This window comes from Pseudophaeobacter sp. 1A16562 (assembly GCF_041008785.1).
In the GTDB taxonomy this organism is placed as follows: domain Bacteria; phylum Pseudomonadota; class Alphaproteobacteria; order Rhodobacterales; family Rhodobacteraceae; genus Phycobacter; species Phycobacter gallaeciensis_A.
Genome location: NZ_JAXGFT010000006.1, coordinates 237,205 through 262,639, shown reverse-complemented (window position 1 = coordinate 262,639; position 25,435 = coordinate 237,205). Strand labels below are relative to the sequence as shown.

The window sequence follows — 25,435 nt, the reverse complement described above, 5'->3', positions numbered from 1 at the left end:
TCGATTCCGGCTATGCGCCGAACGACTGGCAGGTGGGCCAGACCGGCAAGGTCGTCGCCCCCGAGCTCTATGTCGCGGTCGGCATCTCCGGCGCGATCCAGCACCTGGCGGGCATGAAGGATTCGAAGATCATCGTCGCCATCAACAAGGACGAAGAGGCACCGATCTTCCAGGTTGCCGATTATGGCCTCGTGGCAGACCTGTTCCAGGCCGTCCCCGAACTCACCGAAAAACTGGGCTAGAGCCCTGGCTCCGGCCCGGCACACGCCGGGCCACACAGAGCCACATGTCATCGAAAAAGGCCCGCATCCGATGCGGGCCTTTTGCGTTCTGTATACTTCGAAAACCAGGCAGCAGGTCGGCCACCCTACTGACCGGCAGCTATCACATGCGGGTCAGCCCGCTGCTTTGCGCTGCCCCAGGATACCCTGCAGCTTCTCAGCCGTGGCGCATCCAATCCGGTTGTGTTCCTTCGGCCCCAGCATATGGCGCGCCGTCGGCAGGTCGAGCGGCCCCATGTCCATGCCCATGACGTCATTCGCCAACCCTGCGGTGGCAACGGGGAGCTCTACCACCCCTTTGACCAAAGGCCTCAGAGAATCGACCATCGCCTGATCAACGAGGACCGGTTCACGTCCGAACATTCCCACACCACCCAGATTATAGCGCAGCCACAGCAGCACCAACCGTCCGTCCATCGCAGTGATGAGATCACCCATGCGACTGACCCACACAGATTGCAGATGCAGGCAGAGGGTTTCAAACCGCTCCTCAGAGACGTTTTTGAGCTCGGTCAGCAGATGCTTGTTGAAATGAAACTCCGTGAAATCCACTTCCGGATAAAGGGCCTTCAGTTCAGGGCGGGCTTGCAGGAACCGGTCATTCCGGCGCGGATGTACCCGGTAATATTTGTTCGAAAGGTTCTGGGCGCCCAGAAGCTGGAAGACGGCGATATCTGATGCCTTGGCCACCTTCATAAGGCTGTCATCGCTCATGAAACTGTCCAGCCCCGCGTTCACACCGCCAAGGTTGACGCAAGGAACATCCAGCAGGGATTCGGCGACGGCGGGAAACGGCTCAGCCACAAAGCGACCAAACACCTCTGTTCCGCCCAGAAATGCGATATAAGGTTCATTCAAGTCGCGTTCGGGTCCACGTACCTGCAGCCTTGAGCCTGCATAGCAACATGTTCCACCCGAAAGCGTCGAAACGCTTTGGAGTTCGTAACTCATAGTCCCACCAATTTTTCACCCGATACTCACTTTGAGCCTGAAAACTTGCAAATTTCCTAAAGCTCAAATTTGGTTAAAATACCCCTGCGCCAGCCTTGTGCCCCCCCCGAAACGACCGATAAGATCACCCGGCAGGCAGCCAGGGAGCCATCGGCATGGAAGTCAAAAAAATCGGCGTAATCGGAGCGGGACAGATGGGCAACGGCATTGCCCATGTCATGGCGGTTGCGGGTTATGACGTTGTTATCAATGATGTAAATCAGACCGCATTGGATGGCGCCATGAGTGCGATCCAGAAGAACCTGGCCCGGCAGGCCAGTCGCGGCAAGATCAGCGAAGAGGACATGAATGCGGCCCTTGCGCGCATCACTCCGACGCTGGCTCTGCCCGATATCGGGGCCACCGATCTGGTCATCGAAGCGGCAACCGAGCGTGAAACCATCAAGCAGGCGATCTTTGAAGATCTGCAACCGCATCTGCAGCCGCATACGATTCTCACCTCGAACACCTCGTCTATCTCGATCACCCGTCTGGCGAGTCGCACCGACCGCCCTGAACGTTTCATGGGCTTCCACTTCATGAACCCGGTGCCAGTGATGCAGCTGGTCGAATTGATCCGCGGTATTGCCACCGACGAGGAGACCTTCACGGCATGTCAGACCGTGGTGGAGCGTCTGGGCAAGACCGCCGCCAGCGCCGAAGATTTCCCCGCCTTCATCGTCAACCGGATCCTGATGCCGATGATCAACGAAGCCGTCTACACCCTCTATGAAGGGGTTGGGTCGGTGAAATCCATCGACGAATCGATGAAGCTGGGCGCCAACCATCCGATGGGGCCGCTGGAACTGGCAGACTTCATCGGCCTGGACACCTGTCTTGCCATCATGAACGTGCTGCACGACGGGCTGGCCGACACCAAATACCGCCCCTGCCCGCTGCTGACCAAATATGTCGAAGCCGGCTGGCTGGGCCGCAAGACACAGCGTGGGTTCTATGACTATCGCGGGGAAACGCCGGTTCCGACGCGCTGATCACCGGGCTTTACAGACTGCTGCGGCGACGGCCCTATCCAAGGGCCTGCCCCGCAGCGGTCAAGCCGCTGCAGCGCGTCCTGTAGCGCATCCATCAATGCAGAAAGCGGATTACTTGTCGTCAGTCGGAGTTTTACTGCCCAGCGACAGGGTATGCTCTCGCAGCCAAGCCATGAAGCCGCGCGGATCGCTGTGCAGCCGTTCCATCTGCGCATCCGTCAGCGGCTCTCCGACCACCGGCGCCTGCGGCTTGTTGCAGGAGCGCACGATTTCATGCAGCAGCAGCCCCTGACGCAGGATCGGAGAGATCCGGCAGGCGATCTGATACCAGCGCGAATTCGACCCCGGGAAGAAGATCGGAACCACACGCGCGCCAGAACGGCGGATCAGCTGCGCGGTGAACACGTTCCACTCCTGCTCGATAGCAGGGCCAAACCAGCTGTCCGACGACATCACCACACCCGAGGGGAACAGCGCCACAACGCCGCCTTCCTTCAAATGGGCCATGGTCTTGGCTCGCATTTCCACCATCTTGCGCTGCGCTTCAGGGTCATGGGGGAACGGCACCGGGATCATAAAGGAGGTCGCCGCCTCATCAAGCCCCGTCAAGACCGAGCGCGTCAGAATTCGGTAATCAAGCCGGATGCGACCAATCAGGTCAGCAAAGATCATGCCATCGACCATTCCGTGCGGGTGGTTCGCCACGATCACAACCGGACCTTCGGCGGGAATGTTGCGGATCTGCTCTTCGGGCGTAAGCAGATCGATCCCCATCACGTTCAACGCGCCGCGCCAGAATTTCTGGCCGCGGTACTGGGCGTTCTGCTTTTCGAACTTCTTGACCATGCGCAGAATGGTCAGCTTGCCGGTGAACCATTCGATGGCGCGGATGGCAAGCGAGGTCCAGCGGTCGTCAAAGGAATTGGCATAGGTCAGGGTGCGCCGGTCATAGACCTCGCCCGTCTCCGACTCTGCCTTCAGGCCGCCGTCATGGTCATGCGCCGTATCCGCCACTTTGCCCTTCCCGTCTTCCACAGGTGCTTGTGCCCTTCAGTATCCTTCGCCGAATTTGTCGGCGACAAGAGCCTCTAAAGCCTCTGCCAGAGCCTCTGCGTCCGGCCCCGAAGTATCGACGTCAATAGTCGTTCCTTTCGAGGCTGCCAACATCAAAAGCCCCATGATACTGTCGCCGGAAGCTGACAGACCGTCCTTTGAAACCTCAGCCGTGGCATCAAAGCCTTCGACCACTTCGACCAGCTTTGCGGAGGCACGCGCATGCAGGCCTTTTTCATTTATGATCTTCAGCGTTTTAACTGCCATTGAAGTGTCTTACTCCCCTGCGGGGTTAATGTTCTGCGAGTTGATATACTTGCGCCCCGCCTCCATCGCCTGGCGCACGGCATCGGCAACAGGCAAATGGCGGGATTTTGCCAGCTTGATCAGCATCGGAAGATTGGCACCGTAAAGGATGCGCCGATCCGTGGGCGCACAGGCCCGTAGGCTGAGATTGGACGGAGAGCCACCAAACAGGTCTGTAACGATCACAACGCCATCGCCGGTATCCACATCGTCGGCGGCAATACAGATTTCGCGCTGTTTGTCGTCACGGTCATCGTCAGGCGCAATGGTAATCGCACGCAGGTTCGGCTGCTCGCCAACCACATGCTCAACGGCGGCCAGATACTCTCTGGCCAGCCCCCCATGCGCGACAATAACAATCCCGATCAACCCGGCCTCTCCGTTCCGCTGTTAGCGCTGCAGCTCGCGATGTCTAATTGACACCTGCTGCCCGTCTTCCGCAAGGGTCTTAGCCAGGGTTTCTGCCAGGGTCACCGAACGATGTTGCCCACCGGTACAGCCAAAGGCGATGGAGAGATGCGATTTCCCTTCGTTGCGAAAGGCGGGCAACAAAAACCGTACCATATCCACCACCCGCGCCATGAACCCGTCATACAGCGGGTCCTGTTTCACATAGTCCTGAACCGCAGCGTCGCGGCCATTCAGCGACCGCAGTGCCTCTTCCCAATAGGGGTTCGCCAGAAACCGGCAATCAAAGACCAGATCGACGCTACGCGGCACACCGCGTTTGTAGGAAAAACTTTGTACGGACAGGGCCAGCGACCGCCCATCCGGCGCGAACCAATGTTCAATCTCGGCCTTCAGCTGGTGCACATTCATTTCAGAGGTGTCGAGCAGCATATCCGCGCGTTCGCGAATTGGCGCCATCAGGTCCTGCTCCCGCGCCACGCCAACCTCGGGCGTTTCTGCCGGGGCCAGTGGGTGCCTGCGCCGTGTTTCCGAATAACGCCGCAGCAGGACGCCGGGGCGGGCATCCAGATAGAGAACCGTCAGTTCGGCGTCCTGCCGCGCCGCCAGCATTTCAATCATGTCGAGAAGGGCACCCGGCGCAAAATCCCGATTGCGGCTGTCCAGCCCCAGCGCCATTGGCGCGCTCACCCCTGCCGCCTCGATCAGGATCGGCAGCAGCCGCAGCGGCAGGTTGTCAATCGCCTCGAACCCCAGATCCTCCAGCACATTGATCGCCGTCGTGCGCCCGGCGCCGGACGGACCGGTGACCAGAACGATCGGCTGTGCATCGGGATCGACGTCAGGCATCAGGGTTCAGGGCTCCACATTTCAAATACTGCAACAGGGCTGGAGCGAAATGCGTTGCCTCCACGCGGTGTATCACGGGAAGATCCAGCCCCAGAATCGTTTCGGCAGACTGGGCCGGAAGCCGCCCGTCTGCAAGCCGGTCCAAGTCCACAATGGCACAGACAGCCGCCTGAGCGGTGTTTTCCGCGTGCAGGATGCCCAGACCGCGCGCTTCGATCAGGCCTGCCGTTGCCTTGGGCGGCCGCGCCACGACGGATCCATCATTAAGCGTGAGCAAAACCCGGTCGTCCGCGACCAGCTGCGCTCCATAGGCCATCAGTTGCAGGGACAGCGCCGATTTCCCACTGCCGGAAGCCCCCCGGATCAGGAGGCCACGCCCGTCAAGCGCTACACAGGAGGCATGTATACAATGGCTAAGGTCCTGCACCATCACAGAACCATCACAAGAGGATCACACCGGCAGGCCGACCACAAACCGCGCACCTAGCGGTTCAGAGGTGATGTCGGCTTCGGTCGGGCGGATATTCTCGGCCCAGATCACACCGCCATGCGCTTCGACGATCTGCTTTGAAATCGCCAGTCCAAGGCCGGAGTTATTGCCAAAATGCTCTTCCGGGCGCTGTGAGTAGAAGCGTTTAAAAATGTTCGATAGCGCCTGTTCGGGAATGCCCGGGCCGGTGTCCTCGACCACAATCAGCACCCGATTGGCCCGGCGTCGCGCCCAGACACGGATCGCATCGCCGTCCTCGCAAAAGGAAATCGCATTGGTGATCAGGTTGACGAACACCTGCGCCAGACGTGCCTCAAGTCCCTGAAGCATTATCGGTTGCGGCGGCAAGTCGGCGATATAGTCGATCCCCTTGGAGCGGGCATCTTCGCCAAGGAACTGGTTGAGATTGCCCAGCATGGTCAGGAGATCGAATTCTTCTTCTTCTTCCTTGACCAGTTCGGCATCCAGTCGGGAAGCATTCGAGATATCGCTCACCAGCCGGTCAAGGCGGCGCACGTCGTGTTCGATCACTTCCATAAGCTTCTCCCGTTGGTCTTCGCGCTTTACCATCCGCAAGGTCCCGACTGCAGATTGCAGACTCGCCAAGGGATTCTTGATCTCATGTGCCACATCAGCTGCAAATTGTTCGTTACTATCGATGCGACTGTAGAGCGCTTTTACCATTCCGCGCAGCGCCCGGCTGAGACGACCAATCTCGTCAGGCCGTGCAGAGAGGTCCGGGATACGTACCCGGCCGGGGTGACTTTTTCGGGCATCACGGTCGCGCCCGCTTTCCGCAGCCTCTGCCAGATCGGCAAGAGGATTGGCTATGGTCGAGGCAAGAACCAGGCTGAGCCCGACGGAAACCAGCAGCGCCACGACGAACATCTGCAACACGCGCTCGCGCTCACCACGCACCAGCGCGTCGATTTCTCCGATGGGAGAGGCCAGGGCCACCACTCCGATGACCTGTCCGTTGTGAAGAATCGGGGCTGCCGCCGAGAAGACCGTACCCCCCCTCGTATCTACAGCAGTATCAACTGTTGCTCCGGCGCCAAGGGTGTGCTCCGCCAACCGGCCCAATTGCGCCTCGAGCGTAAGCCCCGCATCGGCGGTGTTTTCCCCGGATTTGAACACACTGCCCGCCGCCGACCACAGCGCCGACAGCCCGTCGGAGATCAGAGTTTTACCCTTTTGATTTTCATTCAGAGCATTCAGCGCATCCGAGCGCGCAACGCCTGTGACGCTGGCGATCAGGGTGCCACTAGCATCGAATACCATGGCTTCGACCCCGCCCCGCAGGCTGATGCCGGACAGGGTGCCCTCGGCATCGATGCCGTCACCGGTGGCAAAGCTGACGCCGCCCACCGCAGGCAATTCAGCTTCGAACACATTTGCGATCAGGGTTGCTTCGGACACTAGCGCGCCCGCCTTTTGGCGAACCAGGCTCTGCCGCGAGGAGTTAAGGTAGAGAATCCCAGCGACAAGGATGATCAGTGCGATCAGGTTGAAGGTGATGATTTTCCGTGTCAAAGGCGAGCCTTTGAGCGAAAATACCCCGCGGCTGGCCCGGCGCACCTGCATCTCTTCCGTCACGGTTTGCTCTGGAGCGACCCAATCGTCGCCCAGAACCACATCCTCACCGGATGGTGGCGGTGTGCTGCCGGTATCGCGCATATCCCCCTGCCTCCCCAAACCGGATCTGACTCTTACTCTTCGTTGTAGCGGTAACCGATCCCATACAGCGTCTCGATCGCCGCAAAGTCGGAATCCGCGCTGCGCATCTTTTTGCGCAGGCGTTTGATGTGGCTATCGATGGTGCGGTCATCCACATAGACCTGATCGTCATAGGCCACATCCATCAGCTGATCGCGGCTTTTGACGAAACCGGGCCGCTGGGCCAGCGCCTGCAGCAGGAGGAACTCGGTCACGGTGAGCGAGACATCCTTGCCCTTCCAGCTGACCGCATGACGCAGCGGGTCCATACGTAGGTTGCCGCGCTCCATGACCTTGGTCTCTGTAACCGCAGCGCCTTCTACCGCGTCGCCGTTGATTGCTTCCTGGCGCCGCAGCAGGGCACGGATGCGTTCGACCAGCAGGCGTTGCGAAAACGGTTTCTTGACGTAGTCATCCGCCCCCATGCGCAGACCGAGAACCTCGTCGATCTCATCGTCCTTGGAGGTGAGGAAGATCACCGGCATCTGCGATTTCTGCCGCAGACGCTGCAGCAGATCCATGCCGTCCATGCGCGGCATCTTGATGTCCAGCACGGCCATATCCGGAAGCTTCTTGTTAAAAGCATCCAGGGCGGCCTGACCGTCGTTGTAGGTTTCGACCTCGAACCCTTCTGCCTCCAGCGTCATAGCCACCGAAGTCAGGATGTTTCTGTCGTCGTCCACCAAAGCAATCTTTGACATTGAATGCGCCCCTAAATCACTGCTCAGCTTTTCGCTTTTTACATTCCTTAATCGCCCTTCTCAGGCTGCGAATCAATCCCCATTGGCGAATCACGGCACCTTTGGGCCGCAATTAAGGCAAAAATGTCTTAGCACTCACTGAAGAAAGCGCTTCCTTTTGGCGACAAAAAAAATGGTTGCGCTAAACGTTCACTTGATGGCGCTAACTGCGCCAAAGCGTCCTGTTCACCGTGTAAAACGTCATGTTAAGACCCGGCTCACCGGTGTCGCTACCGGTGAATTGCCCCACGGCGCGGCTTTAGATGTATGCGGCTTCAAGCAGCCGCCACAGGAGAAAGAACACATGGCATCAGGACGGGTGAACCCACAATTCCGCCTCGAAGATCAAGGTATCGAGGGTCTGGGCAATGTCCATTACAACCTGATGGAGCCCGCGCTGATCGAAGCGGCGCTGAAACGGGATGAAGGCACACTGGGCAACGGCGGCGCCTTTCTCGTGACCACCGGCAAATTCACCGGTCGCTCCCCCAAGGACAAGCACGTGGTCAAGACCGAAGCGGTTGCAGACACCATCTGGTGGGAAAACAACGCCGAGATGAGCCCCGAAGGTTTCGACGCGCTTTATGCCGACATGCTGGAGCACATGAAGGGTCGCGACTACTTCGTGCAGGATCTGGTTGGCGGTGCGGACCCCGCCCACGCGATCAACGTGCGCATGGTGACCGAACTTGCCTGGCACAGCCTGTTCATCCGCCACCTGCTGCGCCGTCCGGACCGCGAGGATCTGGACGAGTTCATGGCAGATTTCACCATCATCAACTGCCCCAGCTTCCAGGCTGACCCGGCCAAGCACAACTGCCGCAGCGAAACCGTGATCGCGCTGAACTTCGACAAGAAGCTGATCCTGATCGGCGGCACCGAATACGCGGGCGAGAACAAGAAATCGGTCTTCACCCTGCTGAACTACCTGCTGCCCGAAAAAGGCATCATGCCGATGCACTGCTCGGCCAACCACGCCAAGGGCAACCCGGTCGACGCCGCCGTGTTCTTTGGCCTGTCCGGCACAGGCAAGACCACCCTGTCCGCCGACCCCGACCGCGTGCTGATCGGTGATGACGAACATGGCTGGGCCGACAACGGCACCTTCAACTTCGAAGGCGGCTGCTATGCCAAGACCATTAACCTGAACCCCGAGGCAGAGCCGGAAATCTACGCCACCACCGAGAAATTCGGCACCGTGATCGAGAACATGGTCTTCGATCCCGAAACCTTTGAGCTCGACTTCGACGATGACAGCCTGACCGCCAACATGCGCTGCGCCTATCCGCTGGAGTATATCTCCAACGCATCCAGCACCGCCCGCGGTGGTCACCCCAAGAACATCATCATGCTGACCTGCGATGCCTTCGGTGTGCTGCCTCCGATTGCACGTCTGACCCCGGCGCAGGCGATGTATCACTTCCTTTCGGGCTTCACCTCCAAGGTGGCCGGCACCGAGCGCGGCGTGACCGAGCCGGAGCCGACCTTCTCCACCTGCTTTGGCGCGCCCTTCATGCCGCGCCGCCCCGAGGTCTACGGCAACCTGCTGCGTGACAAGATCGCCCAGCATGGCGCAACCTGCTGGCTGGTGAACACTGGCTGGACCGGTGGTGCCTATGGCATCGGTTCGCGGATGCCGATCAAGGCGACCCGCGGCCTGCTGACTGCCGCGCTGGACGGCTCGCTGGCAGAGGTCGAGTTCCGCAAGGACAGCAACTTCGGCTTTGACGTGCCGGTCGCCGTGCCCGGCGTTGCGGAAGTTCTGCTGGACCCGCGCCGCACTTGGGACGATCAGGACGCCTACGACAAGCAGGCCGCCAAACTGGTTCAGATGTTCGCAGACAACTTCGAACAGTATCTGCCCTACATCGACGAAGATGTGAAAGCCGCCGCAATCGGCTAAACTCTTTCGTCAGATCAAACGAAAAACCCGGCCATTGGCCGGGTTTTTTGTATCACTAGAGGTCCGGAGCCTAGATCAGCCCTGCGAAATGCGTCCTTCGACCATGTCGCGGACCTTCACCGCATAGCGATCCGTCATGCCCGAGACGAAATCGCCGAGCGAATGCAGCGCGGTATACTCATCCGTTACCCCGCGCAGGTCCAGATCGACGGCCCGGATCAGTTTCGCCCAATAGCCATGCCGCGCCTTCAGCGCCTCGACGTTCCAGCCGCAGGCCTTCAGATCCTCATAGAGCCCGCTGAAGTGATCCAGCAGCCCATGCAGCACCTGACGCCCCGAAATCTCCAGCTCGGTCTTGCGCCGCGCGGTAAAGATGCGGGCGTTCGAAATTTCTTTCAGCTTGGCAAAGGCGTCCGCCTTGGTGGACACCTCCATCAGCCCATCGCTGAACTCCCCCATCATGATGGCATCATAGTTGGCCATGAAGGCCTCGACCGCGCTTTCGATGGCGGCCCCGATGGCCATGGCTCGCAGCATTCCGACGCGGTCCCGCAGGGGCATCGCCGCATCGCCCGGATGGTTCGCCTTGCCGGTGATATCTTCCAGAATGCCCGCCACCAGATCGCTGTCCAGATCGCCCACCGTGGCGGCATCCTCGATATCCAGAATGCGGTAGCAGATGTCATCCGCCGCCTCGACAAGGAAGGCAAGTGGATGGCGCCGCCAGACCTGCGCCGCTCCCGTGCCGTCCGAGGGCAGGCCCAGCGCCGTTGCAGCCTCGGCGAATAGATCGCGTTCAGACTGGAAGACGCCGAATTTCTTCAGGCCCACGTAATTCCCCAAGGACAGCGCCTTGGCCTCTGCCGTGCAAGGGTATTTGGAAAAGGCCCCAAGGGTCGCATAGGACAGGCGCATGCCGCCTTCGCGCTGGCCCATCTCCAGCCGGGCAACGATACGAAAGCCCTGCGCGTTACCCTCGAATGCTTCGAACTCGGGCCGCACTTCGGCGGGCACTCCGGCAGCAAGGCCGGTGCCGCTGGCGAACTGGCGCGCGAACCACTCGCCGATGCTGTCCTCGCCAGAATGACCAAAGGGCGGGTTGCCGATGTCATGCACCAAACAGGCCGCCTGCACCACGCCTGCCATCACATGCTGCTGCCCTTCGGCCAGACTGCCGCGTTCAACCAGTTTCTGCCCCACCTGAATGCCAAGGGAGCGCCCCACGCTGGAGGTTTCCATGCTGTGGATCATCCGGTGATGCACGTGGTCATGGGAATGAAGCGGATGCACCTGCGTCTTTTGCGCAAGACGGCGAAACGGTTCGGAAAACAGGATCCGGTCGTAATCCTGCAAATAGGCGGGGCGGCCCGGCTTTTCCTCAAAATCGGGTCGGCACAAACGCCCCGGGTTCAACAACCTGTCCCATTTCATCGCCATGTGCTGCGCTCCTGCCCTGTGCCTCTTTGGCATGGGTTAAACGGAAACTGGTGCGGAAATGCAATCACCTCAGCGCGGAGAGATACCCGTCTTCTCCAGCTTGTGCTCGGGCTCCACGTGGATGTTCACCTTTGCCTCTGGCAACTCGGCCCGGATCGCGTCCTCTACCCGGTCGCAGATGTCATGGGCCGCACGCACCGTCATCATGCCCGCAACCACCATATGAAATTCCACGAACAAAGCTGTGCCCGCCCGGCGCGTCTTTAGCCCGTGCACCTGCAGGGCACCTTCTGCAGAGCGGTGGATGATTTCCTCGATCTCCTCCCGCTCGTCCGGCGGAGCAGCCGAATCCATCAAGCCGTTGACCGAGGAGGCCACCACTCCATAGCCCTCGCGCAAGATGTTGACCGCCACGATCAGAGCCAGCGCCGGATCCAGCCAGCTCCACCCTGTCCACAGTGCCAGACCAAGGCCGAACAGAACCCCAACCGACGTCCAGACATCACTCATCAGGTGACGCCCGCCTGCCACCAGAGCCGGAGACCGCAACGCCCCGCCCCGCCCGATCAGCAGGCGCGCCCAGAGCAGGTTGGCCACCATCGCGACAGCGTTGATCCAAAGACCTGCCATTCCCCAATCAGCGGGCGCGATAGGCCGCATTAATGCATAGATCGATTGCTCAAGGATCAGGAAGGCAGCGATGATGATCATGATGCCTTCGGCAACGGCCGAAAAATATTCCGCCTTGTGGTGCCCGAACGGGTGGCCGGCATCCGCAGGACGGCTTGCATAGCGCACCGCGAGCCACGCCAAGAATGCACCGCCCACATTCACCAGGGACTCAAGAGCATCGGAAAATAGCGCAATGGACCCGGTGACCCACCAGGCGACAAGCTTGAGCGCCAGAACAATCAAGGAGATCGCGATGGATCCAAGCGCAAGCTGGCTTGCATTCAGACGGTTGCCCATGTCGGTCTTCCTGCCCCTGCTTGTAGTCTTCAGGCCCGGATCTGTCTAATCAACGGATACTGATCACAGCATCAGCGCGCGGCGGAGCAAATTCAACCCCGCAACCAGCAGGACGAACAGCGTCAGACGGCGGAAGGCAACCTGATCGATACGATCATGCAGACGTCCGCCGATCCACATGCCCATCACCGCAGGCAGGATCAGTGCCACCGAAAACGGCGCGGTTTCAGCCCGCATGACACCCGAGCCGATGTGCCCCGCCAACAGGGCGACCGCCCCCATGCCGTAGATCACGCCCTGCACACGGATTTGCTCGCTCTTTTCCGTGCCAAGGGCGGTCAGATAGGCCACCGTCGGCGGCCCCCAGATGCCCGACATGCCGCCGATCAGCCCGGCAAAGCCGCCCACCAGCACTTCGGACCGGGGCGTGGGCCTGGCGAGTGTCAGCTGCTTGCCCATCAGCTGTGTCAGGGCGAACAGGGACACCGGAACGCCGATGATCAGCAGCATCACCTGCTGCGGCAGAACCCGCACCAGCTGGGCACTGGTCAGAAGAAACACCAGCCCCACCAGAAGGAACAGCCGGAAGCGTTTCAAGGACTGAACCGCTGCGGCAAAGCCGTGACGAAAGGCCTGCATTCCGTTGGTCACAACCGTCGGCAGGATCAGCCCGGCCAAGGCGATTTCCGGCGGCATGAACATGCTGAGACCAGAGACGAGAATCATCGGCATGGCAAAACCAACCATCCCTTTGACCGTGCCCGCGACCAGCGCAACAGCAAAGGCCGCCGCCAGTTCAGACGGTGTGAAAGCAGAAAAAAGACTTGTCATGCCTCTTCATAGCGATAGGTCCAGACCGCTGCAGCAGCAAAATAAACACGAAACTTTTGGTCGATATGCCGCATCGCGGCGTATTTTTATTGCGCTGCAACTGCGAAATGTTTACCACCAAGCGACCGAAGAAGGATGTGACTCATGGCCCACGACGGACAGGACTTGCAAATGAAGCCGATTGTACTCCCCGACCTTTTGACGCTGACCGCAGCGACGCTTGGCCCGCTTGACCAACTGCTGGAGACTGCCCGCGGCGCGGTCCGCGATCTGGTCACAGCCGATGGCCGCGTTTCCGGCGCACTGGTAGAGCAGCACCAGACTGCGGCCCACGGGCTGTCCTGGCTTGCCACCTACGTCTACAGCCTGCGCCAGATGCAGAACTGGGCCGAGCGGATGCAATCCGAGGGCAAGTTCAACGAAATGGAGCAGCTGATCCACCAGATCGCCTTTGGCGAATACCTGGCGCAGATGCGCGGCGGCATCCAGATGAACCAGGGTGAGATCATCCGCCTGAACGATCTGGGACTGGACGCCTCGGCCCAAAGCCTGCTCGACAGCGCAGAAATCACCACCCTGTGCCAGGCTGGCAACTCCGCTGCTGCCCGCACGCGTCTGGTTGAACTTATGCAGGAACAGGCCGGTTCGGTCATGTTCGGCGCCTCGGGCCTGGACGAAGAACTGGAGATGATCCGCGACCAGTTCCGCCGCTACGCGCTGGAAAAGGTCGAGCCCTTTGCTCACGAATGGCACCTCAAGGATGAGCTGATCCCGATCGAGATTATCAACGAGTTGGCCGAGATGGGCGTCTTTGGCCTGACCATCCCTGAGGAATTTGGCGGCTTCGGACTGTCCAAGGCGTCGATGTGCGTGGTCTCCGAAGAGCTGTCGCGCGGTTATATCGGTGTCGGCAGCCTTGGCACCCGCTCTGAAATCGCGGCCGAGCTGATCATCGCCGGCGGCACGGATGAGCAGAAGGCCAACTGGCTGCCCAAGATCGCCAGCGCCGAAATCCTGCCCACCGCCGTCTTTACCGAGCCGAACACCGGGTCGGACCTTGGCTCGCTGCGTACCCGCGCGGTGAAGAACGCCGATGGCGATTACGAGGTTACCGGCAACAAGACCTGGATCACCCATGCGGCCCGGACCCATGTGATGACCCTCTTGGCACGCACTAACCCCGACACCACCGATCACCGCGGTTTGTCGATGTTCCTGGCGGAAAAAACGCCCGGCACTGATGAGAACCCCTTCCCGACCGAAGGCATGACCGGCGGTGAAATCGAGGTTCTGGGCTATCGCGGCATGAAGGAATATGAGCTTGGCTTTGACGGGTTCAAGGTCAAGGGTGAGAACCTTCTGGGCGGCGAAGAAGGCAAAGGCTTCAAACAGCTGATGGAGACCTTTGAAAGCGCCCGTATCCAGACCGCAGCCCGCGCCATCGGCGTGGCGCAATCGGCGCTGGATATCGCGATGCAATATGCACAGGACCGCAAGCAGTTCGGAAAATCCCTGATAAACTTCCCACGGGTGTCGTCGAAACTGGCAATGATGGCGGTGGAGATCATGGTTGCTCGCCAGCTGACCTATTTCTCGGCTTGGGAAAAGGACAACGGCCACCGCTGCGACCTTGAGGCCGGCATGGCCAAACTGCTGGGCGCCCGTGTTGCCTGGGCGGCAGCGGACAACGGTCTGCAGATCCACGGCGGCAACGGCTTTGCGCTGGAGTACAAGATCTCCCGCGTGCTGTGCGACGCCCGGATCCTGAACATCTTCGAAGGGGCCGCCGAAATTCAGGCGCAGGTCATTGCCCGCCGACTGCTGGCCTGACCCCCTTCACACCTATCACTCCCCGGGGGCATCCCCGACTGGCCCGGCCTTGTGCCGGGCCTCTTTTTATTGAGGTAACGGCTCCCGGCAGGCGGTGTTCCTTTCAATCATCGCTGCATGCCCCCCATGAAGTGAACCACTTGGTTACCGGTCGGCGCTGGTGTCCCACGGCAATCTGTCCTACCACGCGACGAACCTAGTCCCCCGTCGGTTGAAGACCCGCAAAAATTGACCGCGGATTGCTGCTCTGATTGAATACGAAGAAGGCTGCCCTATGCCCGTTTCCCATTTCATAAAAATGATTTCATGGCCCGCCCGTCTGGTACCGGTCCTGCTGGTTGCCCTAACTGCCTGCGCCGGGGACGAAACCCTGTCGGCCTATGGTGCAGCGGGCAAGACATGGCGGCTGAGCCAGATTGATGGCGCGCCCTTCAGCGCTGCCGCGACGCTGGAATTCCCCGCCCCCGGCAAGATCGCGGGACAGGCGCCCTGCAACGCTTACCGCGCCGAATCCACCGCACCCTACCCCTGGTTCGATACCACAGGCCTTTCATCGACCCGCAAGGTTTGCCCCGAATTGCTGGAAGAAACCCGTTTCCTGGAGGCGCTGCAAACCATGGGCGAGGCCGAAGTCACCGGCGACGTGCTGATCCTGCGCAATGGGTCAGGCCGCGAGATGCTGTTCACGGCCGACGGCTGATCAGATCCACCAGCCGCCCGCGCGTCTCGGGCAGGGGGCGGTTGCCCAAAGCGGGCGCCAGATGGCTTTCGAGGAAATAACCAGTGGTGCGCAGGGCAATCGCGATCTCGGGATCCTCTGCCGCCCCCTGCCCCAAAAGCACCGGTGGCAGCGGCAACAAACGGTCCGCCCAATCCCCTGCCCCCGCAGCCGACACCGCGCGCCCGGTTTTGGGCGAGACATAGACCAGCCCCTCCTCTGCCCCGGTGACGGCGCAGGCCGTCAGATCCAGGCCAAATCCCATCTCCTCCAGCAGCGCCACCTCCCAATGCAGATAGGCCAGCGGCCAGAGGTCTTCTTGATCGAGAAGATCCAAGAGTTGTTCCGTGCGCGCGTATAGCGCCGGGTAGGCTTCGCGTTCCGGCAGGCAAAAGGACAAAAGCGCTGTCACCGCATTGAGGCCCGCGAGAGCCAACCGCCCGGACAGGGCCGCCGCCGCGCGGCTGCGCAGGGGTTCAGCCTGATAACTGCCCAGATGTTCCTCAAGCCGCGCGCGCCAAGTCAGATCCAGCTGCGCCCCCGGTTGCAGGATCGGCGCCATCCGCCGCCCGGCGCCACCACGCACGACCCCGGCATGGCGCCCGTGCCCTTCGGTAAAGACATCGATGATGGCGGCGCTTTCCCCGTGGCGGCGCACGGTCAGCAATATGCCGTGGTCACGCCAGTCCATCGCCTACTCCAGCCCCGGTTCATCCAGCAGGTGACGACCCTGCCGGTCCTCGACCTCGATCACCCAGAGGTCAGGGTCAAACTCGCCCTGCCGCCGGACCGAGGCATCCACATCAGTCTCTGGCCCTTCGGCCAGTAGAACCCACTTACGGTCACCGCTCATCAGATCGTAAGAGCGGTGAAAGGCCTGCGCCTGCCCATCAAGTGTGTTCAGCTTGACCAGAACCGCGCCGGCGGTGTCATCGCCATGCGCAGTCACAAAGGCCGGGATGTCAGAAAACCGGAGCCGGGCAAGATAGGCATCGACCCAAAAGCGCGCGGTCAGACGGCTCATGCGTTTCCGTCTTTGAAATCAAGTCCCATCTCCGAATAGCGTTCGGATTCTTCGAGCCAGTTCGGGCGGACCTTGACCTGCAGGAACAGATGCACCTTGCGGTCCAGGAACTCTTCCAACTCGGCGCGGGCAGCCTGGCTGACGGCCTTGATGGTTTCGCCGCGCTTGCCCAGAACGATGCCCTTGTGACCATCGCGGACCACATAGATGATCTGGTCGATCTTGGCGGAGCCATCCTTGCGCTCTTCCCAGTTCTCGGTCTCGACGGTCAACTGGTAGGGCAGTTCCTGATGCAAGCGGAGCGTCAGTTTCTCGCGGGTCATCTCTGCCGCGATCATGCGCATGGGCAGATCAGCGATCTGATCCTCAGGGTAAAGCCACGGCCCCTCGGGGACCTGCTCTGCCAACCAGTGACGTAGATCCTCGACCCCGTGGCCGCGTTCGGCGGAAATCAGGAAGGTTTCGGAGAATTCATAGGCGTCGTTCAGCTTCTTGGTCAGCGCGAGGAGGTCCTCGGCCTGCACCTTGTCGATCTTGTTGATCGCCAGCGCCACAGTGCGGCCCTTGCCTATGTCGGCCAGCCCTTCAAGGATGCGCTCCACGCCTTCGGTAACGCCGCGATGGGCCTCGATCAGCAACACCACCACATCCGCATCCGCAGCGCCGCCCCAAGCGGCCGCTACCATGGCGCGGTCCAGTCGGCGGCGCGGTTTGAACAGGCCGGGCGTGTCGACAAACACAAGCTGGCTGTCGCCCTCCATCGCCACGCCCCGGATCCGGGCGCGGGTGGTCTGTACCTTGTGGGTCACGATCGAGACCTTGGCCCCCACCATGCGGTTCAAAAGGGTGGATTTGCCTGCGTTCGGCTCTCCGATCAGGGCAATGAACCCGGCGCGTGTGGTCATGTGTCTTGCTCCAATCGTGTCAAAAGCGCCTTGGCAGCGGCCTGTTCAGCCTGCCGTTTCGACCCGGCGCTGGCCTGTTCCTCAGTCCCGTCATCCAGTCGGACCGCGATGGTAAAGATCGGCTGGTGATCCGGGCCTTCGCGGGCAACCTGCACATAGGCCGGCGGGTTCTGGCGGCGCGCCTGCACATATTCCTGCAAAGCGGTCTTCGGGTCGCGGGCGTCGTCCTCGACCTTGCCGATACGCGATCCCCACAGCCGCAGGATCATCTCCTGCGCTGCTTCGAACCCGGCGTCCTTGTAGACGGCGGCGATTACCGCCTCCATCGCATCGCCCAGCAGGGCCTCCTTGCGGCGCCCGCCGGACATCATTTCAGACCGGCCCAGTTTCAAGACGGACCCAAGGTCGATCTCGCGGGCGACATCGGCGCAGGCTTCCTTGCGCACCAGCGCGTTAAAGCGCGGCGCCAGCTGGCCTTCGGTCGCGGTCTTGTCATGTTCCAACAGCGCGGTGGACATCACGAGGCCCAGCACCCTATCGCCCAGGAATTCCAGCCGCTGGTTGTCCTTACGGTTCGGCGAAGACACCGAAGCATGGGTCAGCGCGCGCAGCAAAAGTTCGGGCCGGGCAAAGCTGTGCCCGATCCGATCCTCAAATGCCCGCATGTCTTTAGACAGTTTCACTCGATCCCCTTGAAGAAACGATCACCACGCCAGGTCCAGAAATACAGCATCGAGCGCCCGGCAGAAGAGAACATGATGCGATCCGCGCGCCCGATCAGGTTTTCAAACGGTACGAAGCCGACACCACCGGCAGATTGCGGCAGGCGGCTATCGCTGGAATTGTCGCGGTTGTCGCCCATGAAGAAATAATGGCCTTCGGGCACCTGATAAACGCCCGTGTGATCCATGCCCTGATTGGCGATATTCAGGATTACATGCTCCACTCCACCCGGCAAGGTTTCGATCTGCCGTGATTTGGCACAGGACGCGCCCTCACCCACCGGTGCGTTCTCGCAGCGCGGGTAAGAGCCGATCGGCCCCTGACGCTCCATCAGCTCCTCGAAGTCGCCTGCGTCCTGCAGCGCGACAGCAGTGCCATTGATCTGCAGAACGCCATTGGTCACCTGAATACGGTCGCCGGGCAGGCCGATCAGTCGCTTGATGAAATCAGTGCCCGTCACCGGATGCCGGAAGACGACAACATCACCGCGCTCGGGCTCACTTCCCAGAATGCGGGTGTTTTCCCCGTCCAGAAAGCCGCAGATGTCGCTGGCATCAACGTCGATCCCGATACTGCCCAACCGTACGCTGGGGCAGGAAGCATAGGAGTAACCGTACGCCATCTTGTTCACGAACAGGAAATCACCAATCAGCAGCGTCTCCTTCATCGAACCCGAAGGGATCCAGAACGGCTGAAAGAACAACGTCCGGAACACGCCGGCAATCAGCAGCGCGTAGACAATGGTCTTTATCGTCTCAAGGATCGAGTGTCCGGCATTGGATTTGGCCGTCATCAGGCTCTCCGGTGTTGTAGGTTGGGTCGGGGGCTACATGCGGCCCGGCTGGGTCTAAGTCAAGCATCCCCGCCGGATTCCCCCGCTGCGTCAGCAAAGGGTCGCGCTTCGATCATCACGATGGCCTGCGCCCAGGGGTGATCATCGGTCAGGGTGACATGGATATGCGCCTCGTGGCCCGGCGGGGTCATCTTGGCGAGTCTGTCCGCAGCCCAGCCGGTCACATGCATGACGGGCTGGCCGGTGCGCAGGTTGCTGACGGACATGTCTTTCCAGGCGATGCCCATGCGCAGCCCGGTTCCCAGCGCCTTGGAACACGCCTCCTTGGCCGCCCAGCGTTTTGCATAGGTGCCCGCCACATCACGGCGACGCTCGGACTTGCGCTGTTCGACCTCGGTAAAGACCCGGTTGCGGAACCGGTCGCCAAAACGGTCCAGCGTGCGCTGGATGCGGTCAATGTTGGCCAGATCGGTCCCGATGCCAAGGATCATGAAGCACCCATGGCGGTCAGTCCCGCTCTTCTTTCTTGCGGATCGCGGTCAGTTGGGATTTCGCACCCATGCCGGTAAAGAACCGCACCAGCACAAGCCCCAGCGCCGCCTGCAGCAGCGCGCCCCCAAACAGGACACTGGCCCCAACCGGATCGCTCATCATCTGACGCAGCGGCGGCATGATGAGGCTGAGAAGCACCACGAAAATCAGGCTCAGACCAAGGATCATCAGCGCCGCAGCCTTTGCAAACCGCCACAGAACGGCGCTGTCCGGCACCGCACGTTCTGCCTTGGCATATCGTTGCCCTTCGACCATCGCCGCAACGATGGCAGGAATGATGCTCATCCCGCCATTGGCAATGTTATGACCCAAAAGGACCTGCACGGCATAGACAACCGCGATCACCCCTAGAGCCGTAGCCACATAGACCAGCGTAAAGCGTTTGAGGTTCATGCCTCCGCCCCGCTGCGCGCGGCATCCATCCGGCGGCGCATTTCCGCGATGGCTGCAGGCAGCCCCACAAACAGGGCTTCGCCGATCAGGAAATGACCGATGTTCAGCTCCATAACCTGCGGCAAGGCAGCGATGGGGCCAACGCTGTCGTAGGTCAAACCGTGTCCGACATGGACCTCCAACCCCAGCTCATGCGCATAGGCGGCCATTTCGGTGATCTTCGCCAGTTCGGCGTCACGCTCGTCCCAGCGACCTTCGGCCCAGGCATCCGCATAGGCACCTGCGTGCAGTTCGATCACCGGCGCGCCGATGCGGTGGCTGGCTTCGACCTGGGCCTTATCGGCAGCGATGAACATGGACACCCGGCTGCCCGCCTCGCGCAGGGGGGTGATGTATTCTGCCAGCGCATTGTCATTCCCGGCCACGTCCAGCCCGCCCTCGGTGGTGCGCTCTTCGCGCTTCTCCGGCACCAGGCAAACCGCATGGGGCTTGTGACGCAGGGCGATGGCCTGCATTTCTTCAGTGGCAGCCATTTCAAAATTCAGCGGCGCCTGCAGCACCTGCATCATGCCTTCGATGTCGCTATCGATGATATGGCGGCGATCTTCGCGCAGGTGTGCAGTGATCCCGTCGGCGCCTGCGTTCTGCGCCAGCAGAGCGGCGCGCACCGGATCCGGGTTGTCACCGCCGCGGGCGTTGCGCACGGTGGCCACGTGGTCGATGTTGACGCCCAGCCTCAACCTGTTCTGTGCCTTGTTCTCTGCCATGGTCCTCGGTCCTGAAAGGAATGTCCTGCGCCAGAGACTAGACAGGCAAACTCTGGGGGCAACCCCGATTTTCCATCCTGTTTAGGGAAACCACTGCGGTCTAATCCGCGCGGCGTTTCACACGCGCACCCAGCGATGACTTGAGGCTGGTTTTCAACCCCTTCTTCGCCGGAGGTTCTGTGCTTTCCGCACCTTCCAGCGCGGCGCGGCGTTTGATCTCTTCAAACTTGGCCTTGATCTTGGCCCGGCGGCGCTGCTGATAGGCCCGGATCAGCGGCAGGCTGACCATATAGCAAACCGTGGCGCAGATGATGCCCGGAATGATGCCGCCGATCATATAGGGATAGAACACCTCGTTGTAGAACACCTGCAACCCGTGCCAATCCGCCGGGCGGTCACTGTAGAGGGCAAAGAGGTTGTTCTTCAGATCGTCACCGGCAGCGAAAAATTTGCCCACCAGAGACTTGTCCACTTCCTCGTCAAAATGGGTGCCCAGCAGCCAGTGGCCGGTCTGCAGCGAGGCCACCCCGATCGGCACATAGGTCAGAGGGTTGCCGAAGAAGGTCGAGCTGAGCGCCGCAAGGATATTGCCATTCATCACCCGCGCGATGATCGCCGCCACAACGAAATGCATCCCGTAGAACGGTGTGAAGGTGGTAAAGACCCCAGCCCAGATGCCGCGGGCAATGCGTTCAGGCGAATCGGGAAGCCTGCGGACGCGGTGCTTGACGTAGTGAAACGCCCGGGTCCAGCCGCCCCGAGGCCAGAAAAAATCCGCAACCGCACGAAGGGGCGGACGTCTGTCCCGGCGCCTGAATACCAACGGTCTGCGTCCTTCCCGGTTCCAGCCGAACCATTATCCCGGAATTGTGTGCTTTACCGGTTTTTCCCTGAACCGCACCACTTCGGCGACATGACTTTCCGCCTCCAACGTCAACATGAGGGAATGGAGCTGTTCCACATCCCGCAGCTCGACATTGATCATAAGCCGGTAAAAGTCTGGTTTCCGATCAACAAATTCCAGGTCCGAAATATTGGCCTTCTTCTCACCAATCAATGTACAAATCCGCCCCAGCACGCCTGCATCGTTGCCGACGATCATCTCAAGCGTGGTGTTATAGACGGCCGGGTGGGTGCCGCTATGCCAATGCACATCGACCCAGCGCTCCGGCTGCTCTTCAAATTCGCCCAGCCGGTCACAATCGGCCGCATGCACGACTACGCCTTGGCCGCGGTAGGTGATGCCAATGATCCGCTCGCCAGGCAGGGGCTGGCAGCATGGCGCGCGTTCAAAGCTTTGCCCCGGCTCCAGACCGATCACCGCGCGGCGTGGCGAGATTTCCTCGCTCTCGTGGGCGGTCAGCTCGGGGTAGACCGCCTGAACGACATCATGGGCCACGATCTCTGCCGCGCCCAGACGGGCAAGCAGTTCATCGACAGTACCGACGCGCAGCGCCCGGGCCGCTGTTTCCAGCGCCTTGTCTGTTGCCTTGCGGTTCACATGCTCAAAGGCCGAGCGCGCCAATTCATGCCCAAGCTTGACGAAGCGTGCCCGGTCCGCTTCACGCAACGAGCGGCGGATGGCGGTGCGAGCCTTGCCAGTGGTGGCGATTTCCAGCCAGCTGACCTGCGGCGTCTGTCCTTCGGCGGTGATCACCTCGACCGACTGGCCATTGCGCAGCCGCGACCACAGCGGCACCCGGATGCCATCCACCTTGGCGCCAACGCAGGCATGGCCGATACGGGTGTGGATTGCATAAGCGAAGTCGATCGGCGTCGCGCCCTTGGGCAGCTTGATCACGTCCCCCTTGGGCGTGAAGCAGAAGACCTGGTCGGAATACATCTCCAGCTTGACCGCTTCGAGGAATTCATCGTGATCCTCCTCGGCGTCGAACTGTTCGGTGAGCGAGGAAATCCATTTCGCCGGATCCACCGCAAATGGGTTTTCCGAGCGCACGCCATCGCGATAGGACCAATGCGCGGCAACGCCGGTTTCGGCCACATCGTGCATCTGGCGGGTGCGGATCTGCACCTCGACACGCTTGCCGTCACGGCCAGACACCGTGGTGTGGATCGAACGATACCCGTTGGATTTCGGCTGACTGATGTAATCCTTGAACCGGCCCGGAACCGCCCGCCAGCGCTGGTGGATGGCGCCCAGCGCGCGATAGCTGTCTTCCTCGGACTGGGTAATCACACGGAAACCGTAGATATCGGAGAGGCGCGAGAACCCCTGATCCTTGGCCTGCATCTTGCGCCAGATCGAATAAGGCTTCTTGGCGCGGCCAAAGACTTCGGCTTCGATCCCGGCCTTTTCCAACTCGGCGCGCATATCGCCGGTGATCCGGTGGATCACATCGCCGGTTTCGCGCTGCAATGTCACGAAACGGCGGATGATCGACTGGCGGCCCTCGGGGTTCAGCACCCGGAACGCCAGATCCTCCAGCTCTTCGCGCATCCACTGCATGCCCATGCGTCCGGCCAGAGGCGCGTAGATATCCATGGTTTCGCGGGCTTTCTGCGCCTGTTTTTCCGGACGCATCGCCTTGATCGTGCGCATATTGTGCAACCGGTCAGCCAGCTTCACCAGGATCACCCGCAGATCCTTGGACATCGCCATGAACAGCTTGCGGAAGTTTTCCGCCTGCTTGGTTTCTCGGCTCGACAGTTGCAGGTTGGTCAGCTTGGTGACCCCATCAACCAGCATGGCCACCTCATCGCCAAATCGGCGGGCAACCTCGTCATAAGACGCTTTGGTATCTTCGATGGTGTCGTGCAGCAGCGCGGTGATGATGGTCGCATCATCAAGGCGCTGCTCGGTCAGGATCGCTGCGACGGCCACCGGATGGGTGAAATAGGGTTCACCCGAGTGGCGGAACTGGCCTTTGTGCATCTCTTCGCCAAAGGCATAGGCTTCGGCGATGCGATCCGCGTTTGTCTTGGGGTTATAGTTGCGGACCAGAGCAATCAGATCTCCGGCGGAAATTTCAGCAGAAGTCATATCCGGTCCGCAGCCTCAGGTAGCAATCTCTGCGCCGCTCAGCCCTGGCTCTGGGCCTCCATCAGCGCACGCAGCAGTTTTTCCTCGGACATATCGTCCTCGGAGGGTTTGTCGTTGTCGGCCCCCATCAGCAGCGCCATCGAATCCTCTTCGGGCTCGTCGACTTCGATCTGGGTCTGGTTGCTTTCGATCAGACGCTCACGCAGCTCGTCGGCGCTCTGGGTCTCTTCTGCGATCTCGCGCAGCGACACGACGGGGTTCTTGTCGTTGTCACGCTCCACGGTGATCGGGGCGCCTGCCGAAATCTCGCGGGCACGATGGGCCGCAAGCATTACCAGCTCAAACCGGTTGGGGACTTTGTCTACGCAATCTTCAACCGTCACGCGGGCCATGGGCGACTCTCCAAAATATTAGTGGGTCCGGAAGGGAGACTTCTACGCCCATATGTTTTTATTGACAAGCGAAGAAAACCCCGAAACGAGTCAATATATCGGGATAACGCTGTCGATATCTGCTTTTGGCAGGGCATCCCGCATCTGGGCGGCTGTTTTTTGCAGCACAGGATGACACCAGTCCGGCGCGATGTCGCACAGCGGCACCAGAACAAAGGCGCGGTCCTGCACCCGCGGATGCGGTAGAATCAGTTGGTCCGGCGTTGCCTCCATCTGCACTTCCAGCGGCAGATCGCGCCAGCGGACATATTCATCCTGATCCGGCAGGACACTGTCTCCTAACGAGATCAGATCGAGATCAAGCGTCCGCATACCCCAGCGCTCTCCGCGCTCGCGGGCATAATGCGCCTCGATCTCGTGCAGCCGGGTCAGCAGTGCCTGCGCAGAAAGGCTTGTTTCGATCTCAACGACAGCATTGGCATAGTCGGGCCCGGCCCCCGCAGGAAAACTGGGCGTCCTGAAAAACCGGGAAACCGCGCGCAAGGAAATTCCCGCACCGGGCAATTCCCCGACGGCCGCCGCAAGGGTGTCTTGCGGCAACAAATCGCGCAGGTTCAGGTTTCCTCCCAGTGCAATCAGTGATTTTGACCGGTTTTCGGTCATTTTGGCCTCGCTTCCGAAAATCCTTCCACTTGCGGCAGATGTCAAATAACTTACATTAAGTCCACCTGTTTCGCCGCTTTTTAGCATTCACTCACGGTACACTGGCGGAATAGTTATATCGGAAGGACAATTTTGATGTTTTACAAAGACGAACGGCTTGCGCTGTTCATCGATGGATCGAATCTATACGCAGCCGCCAAGGCATTGGGTTTTGACATCGATTACAAGCTTTTGCGGCAAGAATTCATGCGTCGCGGCAAGCTTCTGCGGGCCTTTTATTATACGGCACTGCTGGAAAATGACGAGTATTCTCCGATCCGCCCTCTGGTCGACTGGCTGCATTACAATGGCTTCACCATGGTTACAAAGCCAGCCAAGGAATACACTGACAGCATGGGCCGCCGGAAGGTCAAAGGAAACATGGATATCGAACTGACCGTCGATGCCATGGAGCTGGCGCCACGTGTGGACCATATCGTGCTGTTCTCAGGAGATGGCGACTTCCGCCCGCTGATCGCCAGCCTGCAGCGGCAGGGCGTTCGGGTATCGGTGGTGTCGACCATCCGCAGCCAGCCGCCGATGATCTCGGACGAACTGCGCCGTCAGGCCGACAATTTCATCGAGCTGGAAGAGCTCAAGGATGTGATTGGCCGCCCGCCGCGCGAATACCCGAACGAGCAGCGCACCCCCGCAGCGGCCCAGTCCTGAC

Annotated in this window: 29 protein-coding genes; 6 read left to right on the top strand and 23 right to left on the bottom strand. The window is 60.6% G+C overall.

What is annotated here, in order from left to right:
* A partial coding sequence (locus SM764_RS11085; protein ID WP_369001796.1) for an electron transfer flavoprotein subunit alpha/FixB family protein occupies positions 1-242 on the top strand: 242 nt, incomplete at its 5' end.
* A 153-nt stretch (positions 243-395) separates the two neighbouring features.
* On the opposite strand, the gene SM764_RS11080 is transcribed toward SM764_RS11085, so the two are convergent.
* Positions 396-1,232 carry a DUF6473 family protein gene (locus SM764_RS11080; RefSeq protein WP_274838277.1) on the bottom strand — a complete coding sequence of 279 codons (837 nt, stop codon included), beginning with the start codon at positions 1,230-1,232 and terminating at the stop codon, positions 396-398.
* Between the two features lie 155 nt (positions 1,233-1,387).
* Between SM764_RS11080 and SM764_RS11075 the strand changes: the two genes are divergently transcribed.
* Positions 1,388-2,263: a 3-hydroxybutyryl-CoA dehydrogenase gene (locus tag SM764_RS11075; protein ID WP_065271508.1), complete on the top strand. Its 876-nt coding sequence runs from the start codon at positions 1,388-1,390 to the stop codon at positions 2,261-2,263.
* Positions 2,264-2,374: 111 nt separating this feature from the next.
* Here the strand turns inward: SM764_RS11075 and SM764_RS11070 are convergent, their stop codons facing one another.
* Genes SM764_RS11070 through SM764_RS11040 form a run of 7 tightly spaced genes read right to left on the bottom strand, consistent with a single transcriptional unit; the run spans position 2,375 to position 7,786 of the window.
* A complete protein-coding gene (locus SM764_RS11070) occupies positions 2,375-3,277 on the bottom strand; it encodes a lysophospholipid acyltransferase family protein (RefSeq protein ID WP_065273589.1) in 903 nt (300 codons plus the stop codon).
* A 36-nt stretch (positions 3,278-3,313) separates the two neighbouring features.
* A complete protein-coding gene (locus SM764_RS11065; RefSeq protein WP_065271509.1) occupies positions 3,314-3,583 on the bottom strand; it encodes an HPr family phosphocarrier protein in 270 nt (89 codons plus the stop codon).
* Between the two features lie 9 nt (positions 3,584-3,592).
* Entirely contained in the window at positions 3,593-3,991 is a 399-nt protein-coding gene (locus SM764_RS11060) for a PTS sugar transporter subunit IIA (protein WP_065271510.1), read from the bottom strand.
* A 21-nt stretch (positions 3,992-4,012) separates the two neighbouring features.
* Positions 4,013-4,879, bottom strand: coding sequence for an RNase adapter RapZ (rapZ, locus tag SM764_RS11055; protein WP_368948362.1), 867 nt, complete (start codon positions 4,877-4,879; stop codon positions 4,013-4,015).
* Positions 4,872-5,309 (bottom strand): HPr kinase/phosphorylase, encoded by a 438-nt coding sequence (locus SM764_RS11050; RefSeq protein WP_369001795.1) that lies wholly within the window; start codon positions 5,307-5,309, stop codon positions 4,872-4,874. The genes rapZ and SM764_RS11050 overlap by 8 nt, the downstream gene beginning before the upstream one ends.
* 21 nt (positions 5,310-5,330) lie before the next feature.
* A complete protein-coding gene (locus SM764_RS11045) occupies positions 5,331-7,046 on the bottom strand; it encodes a sensor histidine kinase (protein WP_065271512.1) in 1,716 nt (571 codons plus the stop codon).
* 32 nt (positions 7,047-7,078) lie between these two features.
* Positions 7,079-7,786 carry a response regulator transcription factor gene (locus SM764_RS11040; protein ID WP_065271513.1) on the bottom strand — a complete coding sequence of 236 codons (708 nt, stop codon included), beginning with the start codon at positions 7,784-7,786 and terminating at the stop codon, positions 7,079-7,081.
* Positions 7,787-8,129: 343 nt separating this feature from the next.
* Between SM764_RS11040 and SM764_RS11035 the strand changes: the two genes are divergently transcribed.
* On the top strand, positions 8,130-9,728 hold the full coding sequence (locus tag SM764_RS11035; RefSeq protein ID WP_274833362.1) for a phosphoenolpyruvate carboxykinase: 1,599 nt from the start codon (positions 8,130-8,132) through the stop codon (positions 9,726-9,728).
* Positions 9,729-9,803: 75 nt separating this feature from the next.
* On the opposite strand, the gene dgt is transcribed toward SM764_RS11035, so the two are convergent.
* The 3 genes from dgt to SM764_RS11020 form a co-directional block, all read right to left on the bottom strand.
* Positions 9,804-11,159, bottom strand: a complete 1,356-nt coding sequence (gene dgt / locus SM764_RS11030) for a dGTP triphosphohydrolase (RefSeq protein WP_368948508.1) — start codon at positions 11,157-11,159, stop codon at positions 9,804-9,806.
* A gap of 75 nt (positions 11,160-11,234) precedes the next feature.
* Positions 11,235-12,134, bottom strand: a complete 900-nt coding sequence (locus SM764_RS11025; protein WP_065271515.1) for a cation diffusion facilitator family transporter — start codon at positions 12,132-12,134, stop codon at positions 11,235-11,237.
* A 63-nt stretch (positions 12,135-12,197) separates the two neighbouring features.
* On the bottom strand, positions 12,198-12,965 hold the full coding sequence (locus tag SM764_RS11020) for a sulfite exporter TauE/SafE family protein (protein ID WP_274830282.1): 768 nt from the start codon (positions 12,963-12,965) through the stop codon (positions 12,198-12,200).
* Between the two features lie 144 nt (positions 12,966-13,109).
* Here SM764_RS11020 and SM764_RS11015 point away from each other — a divergent pair, with 144 nt between their 5' ends.
* Complete coding sequence (locus tag SM764_RS11015; protein ID WP_274835484.1) at positions 13,110-14,795, top strand: acyl-CoA dehydrogenase family protein; 1,686 nt, start codon at positions 13,110-13,112, stop codon at positions 14,793-14,795.
* A gap of 274 nt (positions 14,796-15,069) precedes the next feature.
* Positions 15,070-15,495 carry an META domain-containing protein gene (locus tag SM764_RS11010; RefSeq protein WP_369001794.1) on the top strand — a complete coding sequence of 142 codons (426 nt, stop codon included), beginning with the start codon at positions 15,070-15,072 and terminating at the stop codon, positions 15,493-15,495.
* Here SM764_RS11010 and recO read toward each other — a convergent pair.
* From recO to folK, 12 genes are all read right to left on the bottom strand, one after another.
* A complete protein-coding gene (gene recO, locus SM764_RS11005) occupies positions 15,479-16,204 on the bottom strand; it encodes a DNA repair protein RecO (protein ID WP_369001793.1) in 726 nt (241 codons plus the stop codon). The two genes, SM764_RS11010 and recO, sit on opposite strands and share 17 nt — an antisense overlap.
* Before the next feature lie 3 nt (positions 16,205-16,207).
* Positions 16,208-16,537: a DUF1491 family protein gene (locus SM764_RS11000; protein WP_065271519.1), complete on the bottom strand. Its 330-nt coding sequence runs from the start codon at positions 16,535-16,537 to the stop codon at positions 16,208-16,210.
* Positions 16,534-17,442 (bottom strand): GTPase Era, encoded by a 909-nt coding sequence (gene era / locus SM764_RS10995; RefSeq protein WP_065271520.1) that lies wholly within the window; start codon positions 17,440-17,442, stop codon positions 16,534-16,536. The genes SM764_RS11000 and era overlap by 4 nt, the downstream gene beginning before the upstream one ends.
* Positions 17,439-18,125 (bottom strand): ribonuclease III, encoded by a 687-nt coding sequence (gene rnc, locus SM764_RS10990; RefSeq protein WP_065271521.1) that lies wholly within the window; start codon positions 18,123-18,125, stop codon positions 17,439-17,441. Before rnc ends, era begins: the two co-directional genes overlap by 4 nt.
* Positions 18,122-18,958 carry a signal peptidase I gene (lepB, locus tag SM764_RS10985; protein WP_369001792.1) on the bottom strand — a complete coding sequence of 279 codons (837 nt, stop codon included), beginning with the start codon at positions 18,956-18,958 and terminating at the stop codon, positions 18,122-18,124. Before lepB ends, rnc begins: the two co-directional genes overlap by 4 nt.
* 59 nt (positions 18,959-19,017) lie before the next feature.
* Positions 19,018-19,449 (bottom strand): holo-ACP synthase, encoded by a 432-nt coding sequence (acpS, locus tag SM764_RS10980; RefSeq protein ID WP_065271523.1) that lies wholly within the window; start codon positions 19,447-19,449, stop codon positions 19,018-19,020.
* A gap of 16 nt (positions 19,450-19,465) precedes the next feature.
* A complete protein-coding gene (locus SM764_RS10975; protein WP_369001791.1) occupies positions 19,466-19,903 on the bottom strand; it encodes an ABZJ_00895 family protein in 438 nt (145 codons plus the stop codon).
* The gene (locus SM764_RS10970) at positions 19,900-20,670 is read right to left on the bottom strand and encodes a pyridoxine 5'-phosphate synthase (protein ID WP_369001790.1); all 771 of its coding nucleotides are present in this window, start codon (positions 20,668-20,670) and stop codon (positions 19,900-19,902) included. The genes SM764_RS10975 and SM764_RS10970 overlap by 4 nt, the downstream gene beginning before the upstream one ends.
* A gap of 100 nt (positions 20,671-20,770) precedes the next feature.
* On the bottom strand, positions 20,771-21,493 hold the full coding sequence (locus SM764_RS10965; protein WP_065271526.1) for a DUF2062 domain-containing protein: 723 nt from the start codon (positions 21,491-21,493) through the stop codon (positions 20,771-20,773).
* 33 nt (positions 21,494-21,526) lie between these two features.
* Positions 21,527-23,671, bottom strand: coding sequence for a RelA/SpoT family protein (locus SM764_RS10960; RefSeq protein WP_065271527.1), 2,145 nt, complete (start codon positions 23,669-23,671; stop codon positions 21,527-21,529).
* Between the two features lie 38 nt (positions 23,672-23,709).
* A complete protein-coding gene (gene rpoZ, locus SM764_RS10955; RefSeq protein ID WP_065271528.1) occupies positions 23,710-24,063 on the bottom strand; it encodes a DNA-directed RNA polymerase subunit omega in 354 nt (117 codons plus the stop codon).
* A 90-nt stretch (positions 24,064-24,153) separates the two neighbouring features.
* A complete protein-coding gene (gene folK / locus SM764_RS10950; RefSeq protein WP_274833357.1) occupies positions 24,154-24,726 on the bottom strand; it encodes a 2-amino-4-hydroxy-6-hydroxymethyldihydropteridine diphosphokinase in 573 nt (190 codons plus the stop codon).
* A 135-nt stretch (positions 24,727-24,861) separates the two neighbouring features.
* Between folK and SM764_RS10945 the strand changes: the two genes are divergently transcribed.
* Positions 24,862-25,434 (top strand): LabA-like NYN domain-containing protein, encoded by a 573-nt coding sequence (locus SM764_RS10945; RefSeq protein WP_274830289.1) that lies wholly within the window; start codon positions 24,862-24,864, stop codon positions 25,432-25,434.
* Position 25,435 lies beyond the last annotated feature (1 nt).

What these genes read in the sequence shown, in the direction of transcription:
- SM764_RS11080 (WP_274838277.1), bottom strand. Translation starts at nt 1,232, where the DNA reads ATGAGTTACGAACTCCAAAGCGTTTCGACGCTTTCGGGTGGAACATGT.
- SM764_RS11075 (WP_065271508.1), top strand. Translation starts at nt 1,388, where the DNA reads ATGGAAGTCAAAAAAATCGGCGTAATCGGAGCGGGACAGATGGGCAAC.
- SM764_RS11065 (WP_065271509.1), bottom strand. Translation starts at nt 3,583, where the DNA reads ATGGCAGTTAAAACGCTGAAGATCATAAATGAAAAAGGCCTGCATGCG.
- rapZ (WP_368948362.1), bottom strand. Translation starts at nt 4,879, where the DNA reads ATGCCTGACGTCGATCCCGATGCACAGCCGATCGTTCTGGTCACCGGT.
- SM764_RS11050 (WP_369001795.1), bottom strand. Translation starts at nt 5,309, where the DNA reads ATGGTGCAGGACCTTAGCCATTGTATACATGCCTCCTGTGTAGCGCTT.
- SM764_RS11045 (WP_065271512.1), bottom strand. Translation starts at nt 7,046, where the DNA reads ATGCGCGATACCGGCAGCACACCGCCACCATCCGGTGAGGATGTGGTT.
- SM764_RS11040 (WP_065271513.1), bottom strand. Translation starts at nt 7,786, where the DNA reads ATGTCAAAGATTGCTTTGGTGGACGACGACAGAAACATCCTGACTTCG.
- SM764_RS11035 (WP_274833362.1), top strand. Translation starts at nt 8,130, where the DNA reads ATGGCATCAGGACGGGTGAACCCACAATTCCGCCTCGAAGATCAAGGT.
- dgt (WP_368948508.1), bottom strand. Translation starts at nt 11,159, where the DNA reads ATGAAATGGGACAGGTTGTTGAACCCGGGGCGTTTGTGCCGACCCGAT.
- SM764_RS11025 (WP_065271515.1), bottom strand. Translation starts at nt 12,134, where the DNA reads ATGGGCAACCGTCTGAATGCAAGCCAGCTTGCGCTTGGATCCATCGCG.
- SM764_RS11020 (WP_274830282.1), bottom strand. Translation starts at nt 12,965, where the DNA reads ATGACAAGTCTTTTTTCTGCTTTCACACCGTCTGAACTGGCGGCGGCC.
- SM764_RS11015 (WP_274835484.1), top strand. Translation starts at nt 13,110, where the DNA reads ATGGCCCACGACGGACAGGACTTGCAAATGAAGCCGATTGTACTCCCC.
- SM764_RS11010 (WP_369001794.1), top strand. Translation starts at nt 15,070, where the DNA reads ATGCCCGTTTCCCATTTCATAAAAATGATTTCATGGCCCGCCCGTCTG.
- recO (WP_369001793.1), bottom strand. Translation starts at nt 16,204, where the DNA reads ATGGACTGGCGTGACCACGGCATATTGCTGACCGTGCGCCGCCACGGG.
- SM764_RS11000 (WP_065271519.1), bottom strand. Translation starts at nt 16,537, where the DNA reads ATGAGCCGTCTGACCGCGCGCTTTTGGGTCGATGCCTATCTTGCCCGG.
- era (WP_065271520.1), bottom strand. Translation starts at nt 17,442, where the DNA reads ATGACCACACGCGCCGGGTTCATTGCCCTGATCGGAGAGCCGAACGCA.
- lepB (WP_369001792.1), bottom strand. Translation starts at nt 18,958, where the DNA reads ATGACGGCCAAATCCAATGCCGGACACTCGATCCTTGAGACGATAAAG.
- acpS (WP_065271523.1), bottom strand. Translation starts at nt 19,449, where the DNA reads ATGATCCTTGGCATCGGGACCGATCTGGCCAACATTGACCGCATCCAG.
- SM764_RS10975 (WP_369001791.1), bottom strand. Translation starts at nt 19,903, where the DNA reads ATGAACCTCAAACGCTTTACGCTGGTCTATGTGGCTACGGCTCTAGGG.
- SM764_RS10970 (WP_369001790.1), bottom strand. Translation starts at nt 20,670, where the DNA reads ATGGCAGAGAACAAGGCACAGAACAGGTTGAGGCTGGGCGTCAACATC.
- SM764_RS10960 (WP_065271527.1), bottom strand. Translation starts at nt 23,671, where the DNA reads ATGACTTCTGCTGAAATTTCCGCCGGAGATCTGATTGCTCTGGTCCGC.
- rpoZ (WP_065271528.1), bottom strand. Translation starts at nt 24,063, where the DNA reads ATGGCCCGCGTGACGGTTGAAGATTGCGTAGACAAAGTCCCCAACCGG.
- folK (WP_274833357.1), bottom strand. Translation starts at nt 24,726, where the DNA reads ATGACCGAAAACCGGTCAAAATCACTGATTGCACTGGGAGGAAACCTG.
- SM764_RS10945 (WP_274830289.1), top strand. Translation starts at nt 24,862, where the DNA reads ATGTTTTACAAAGACGAACGGCTTGCGCTGTTCATCGATGGATCGAAT.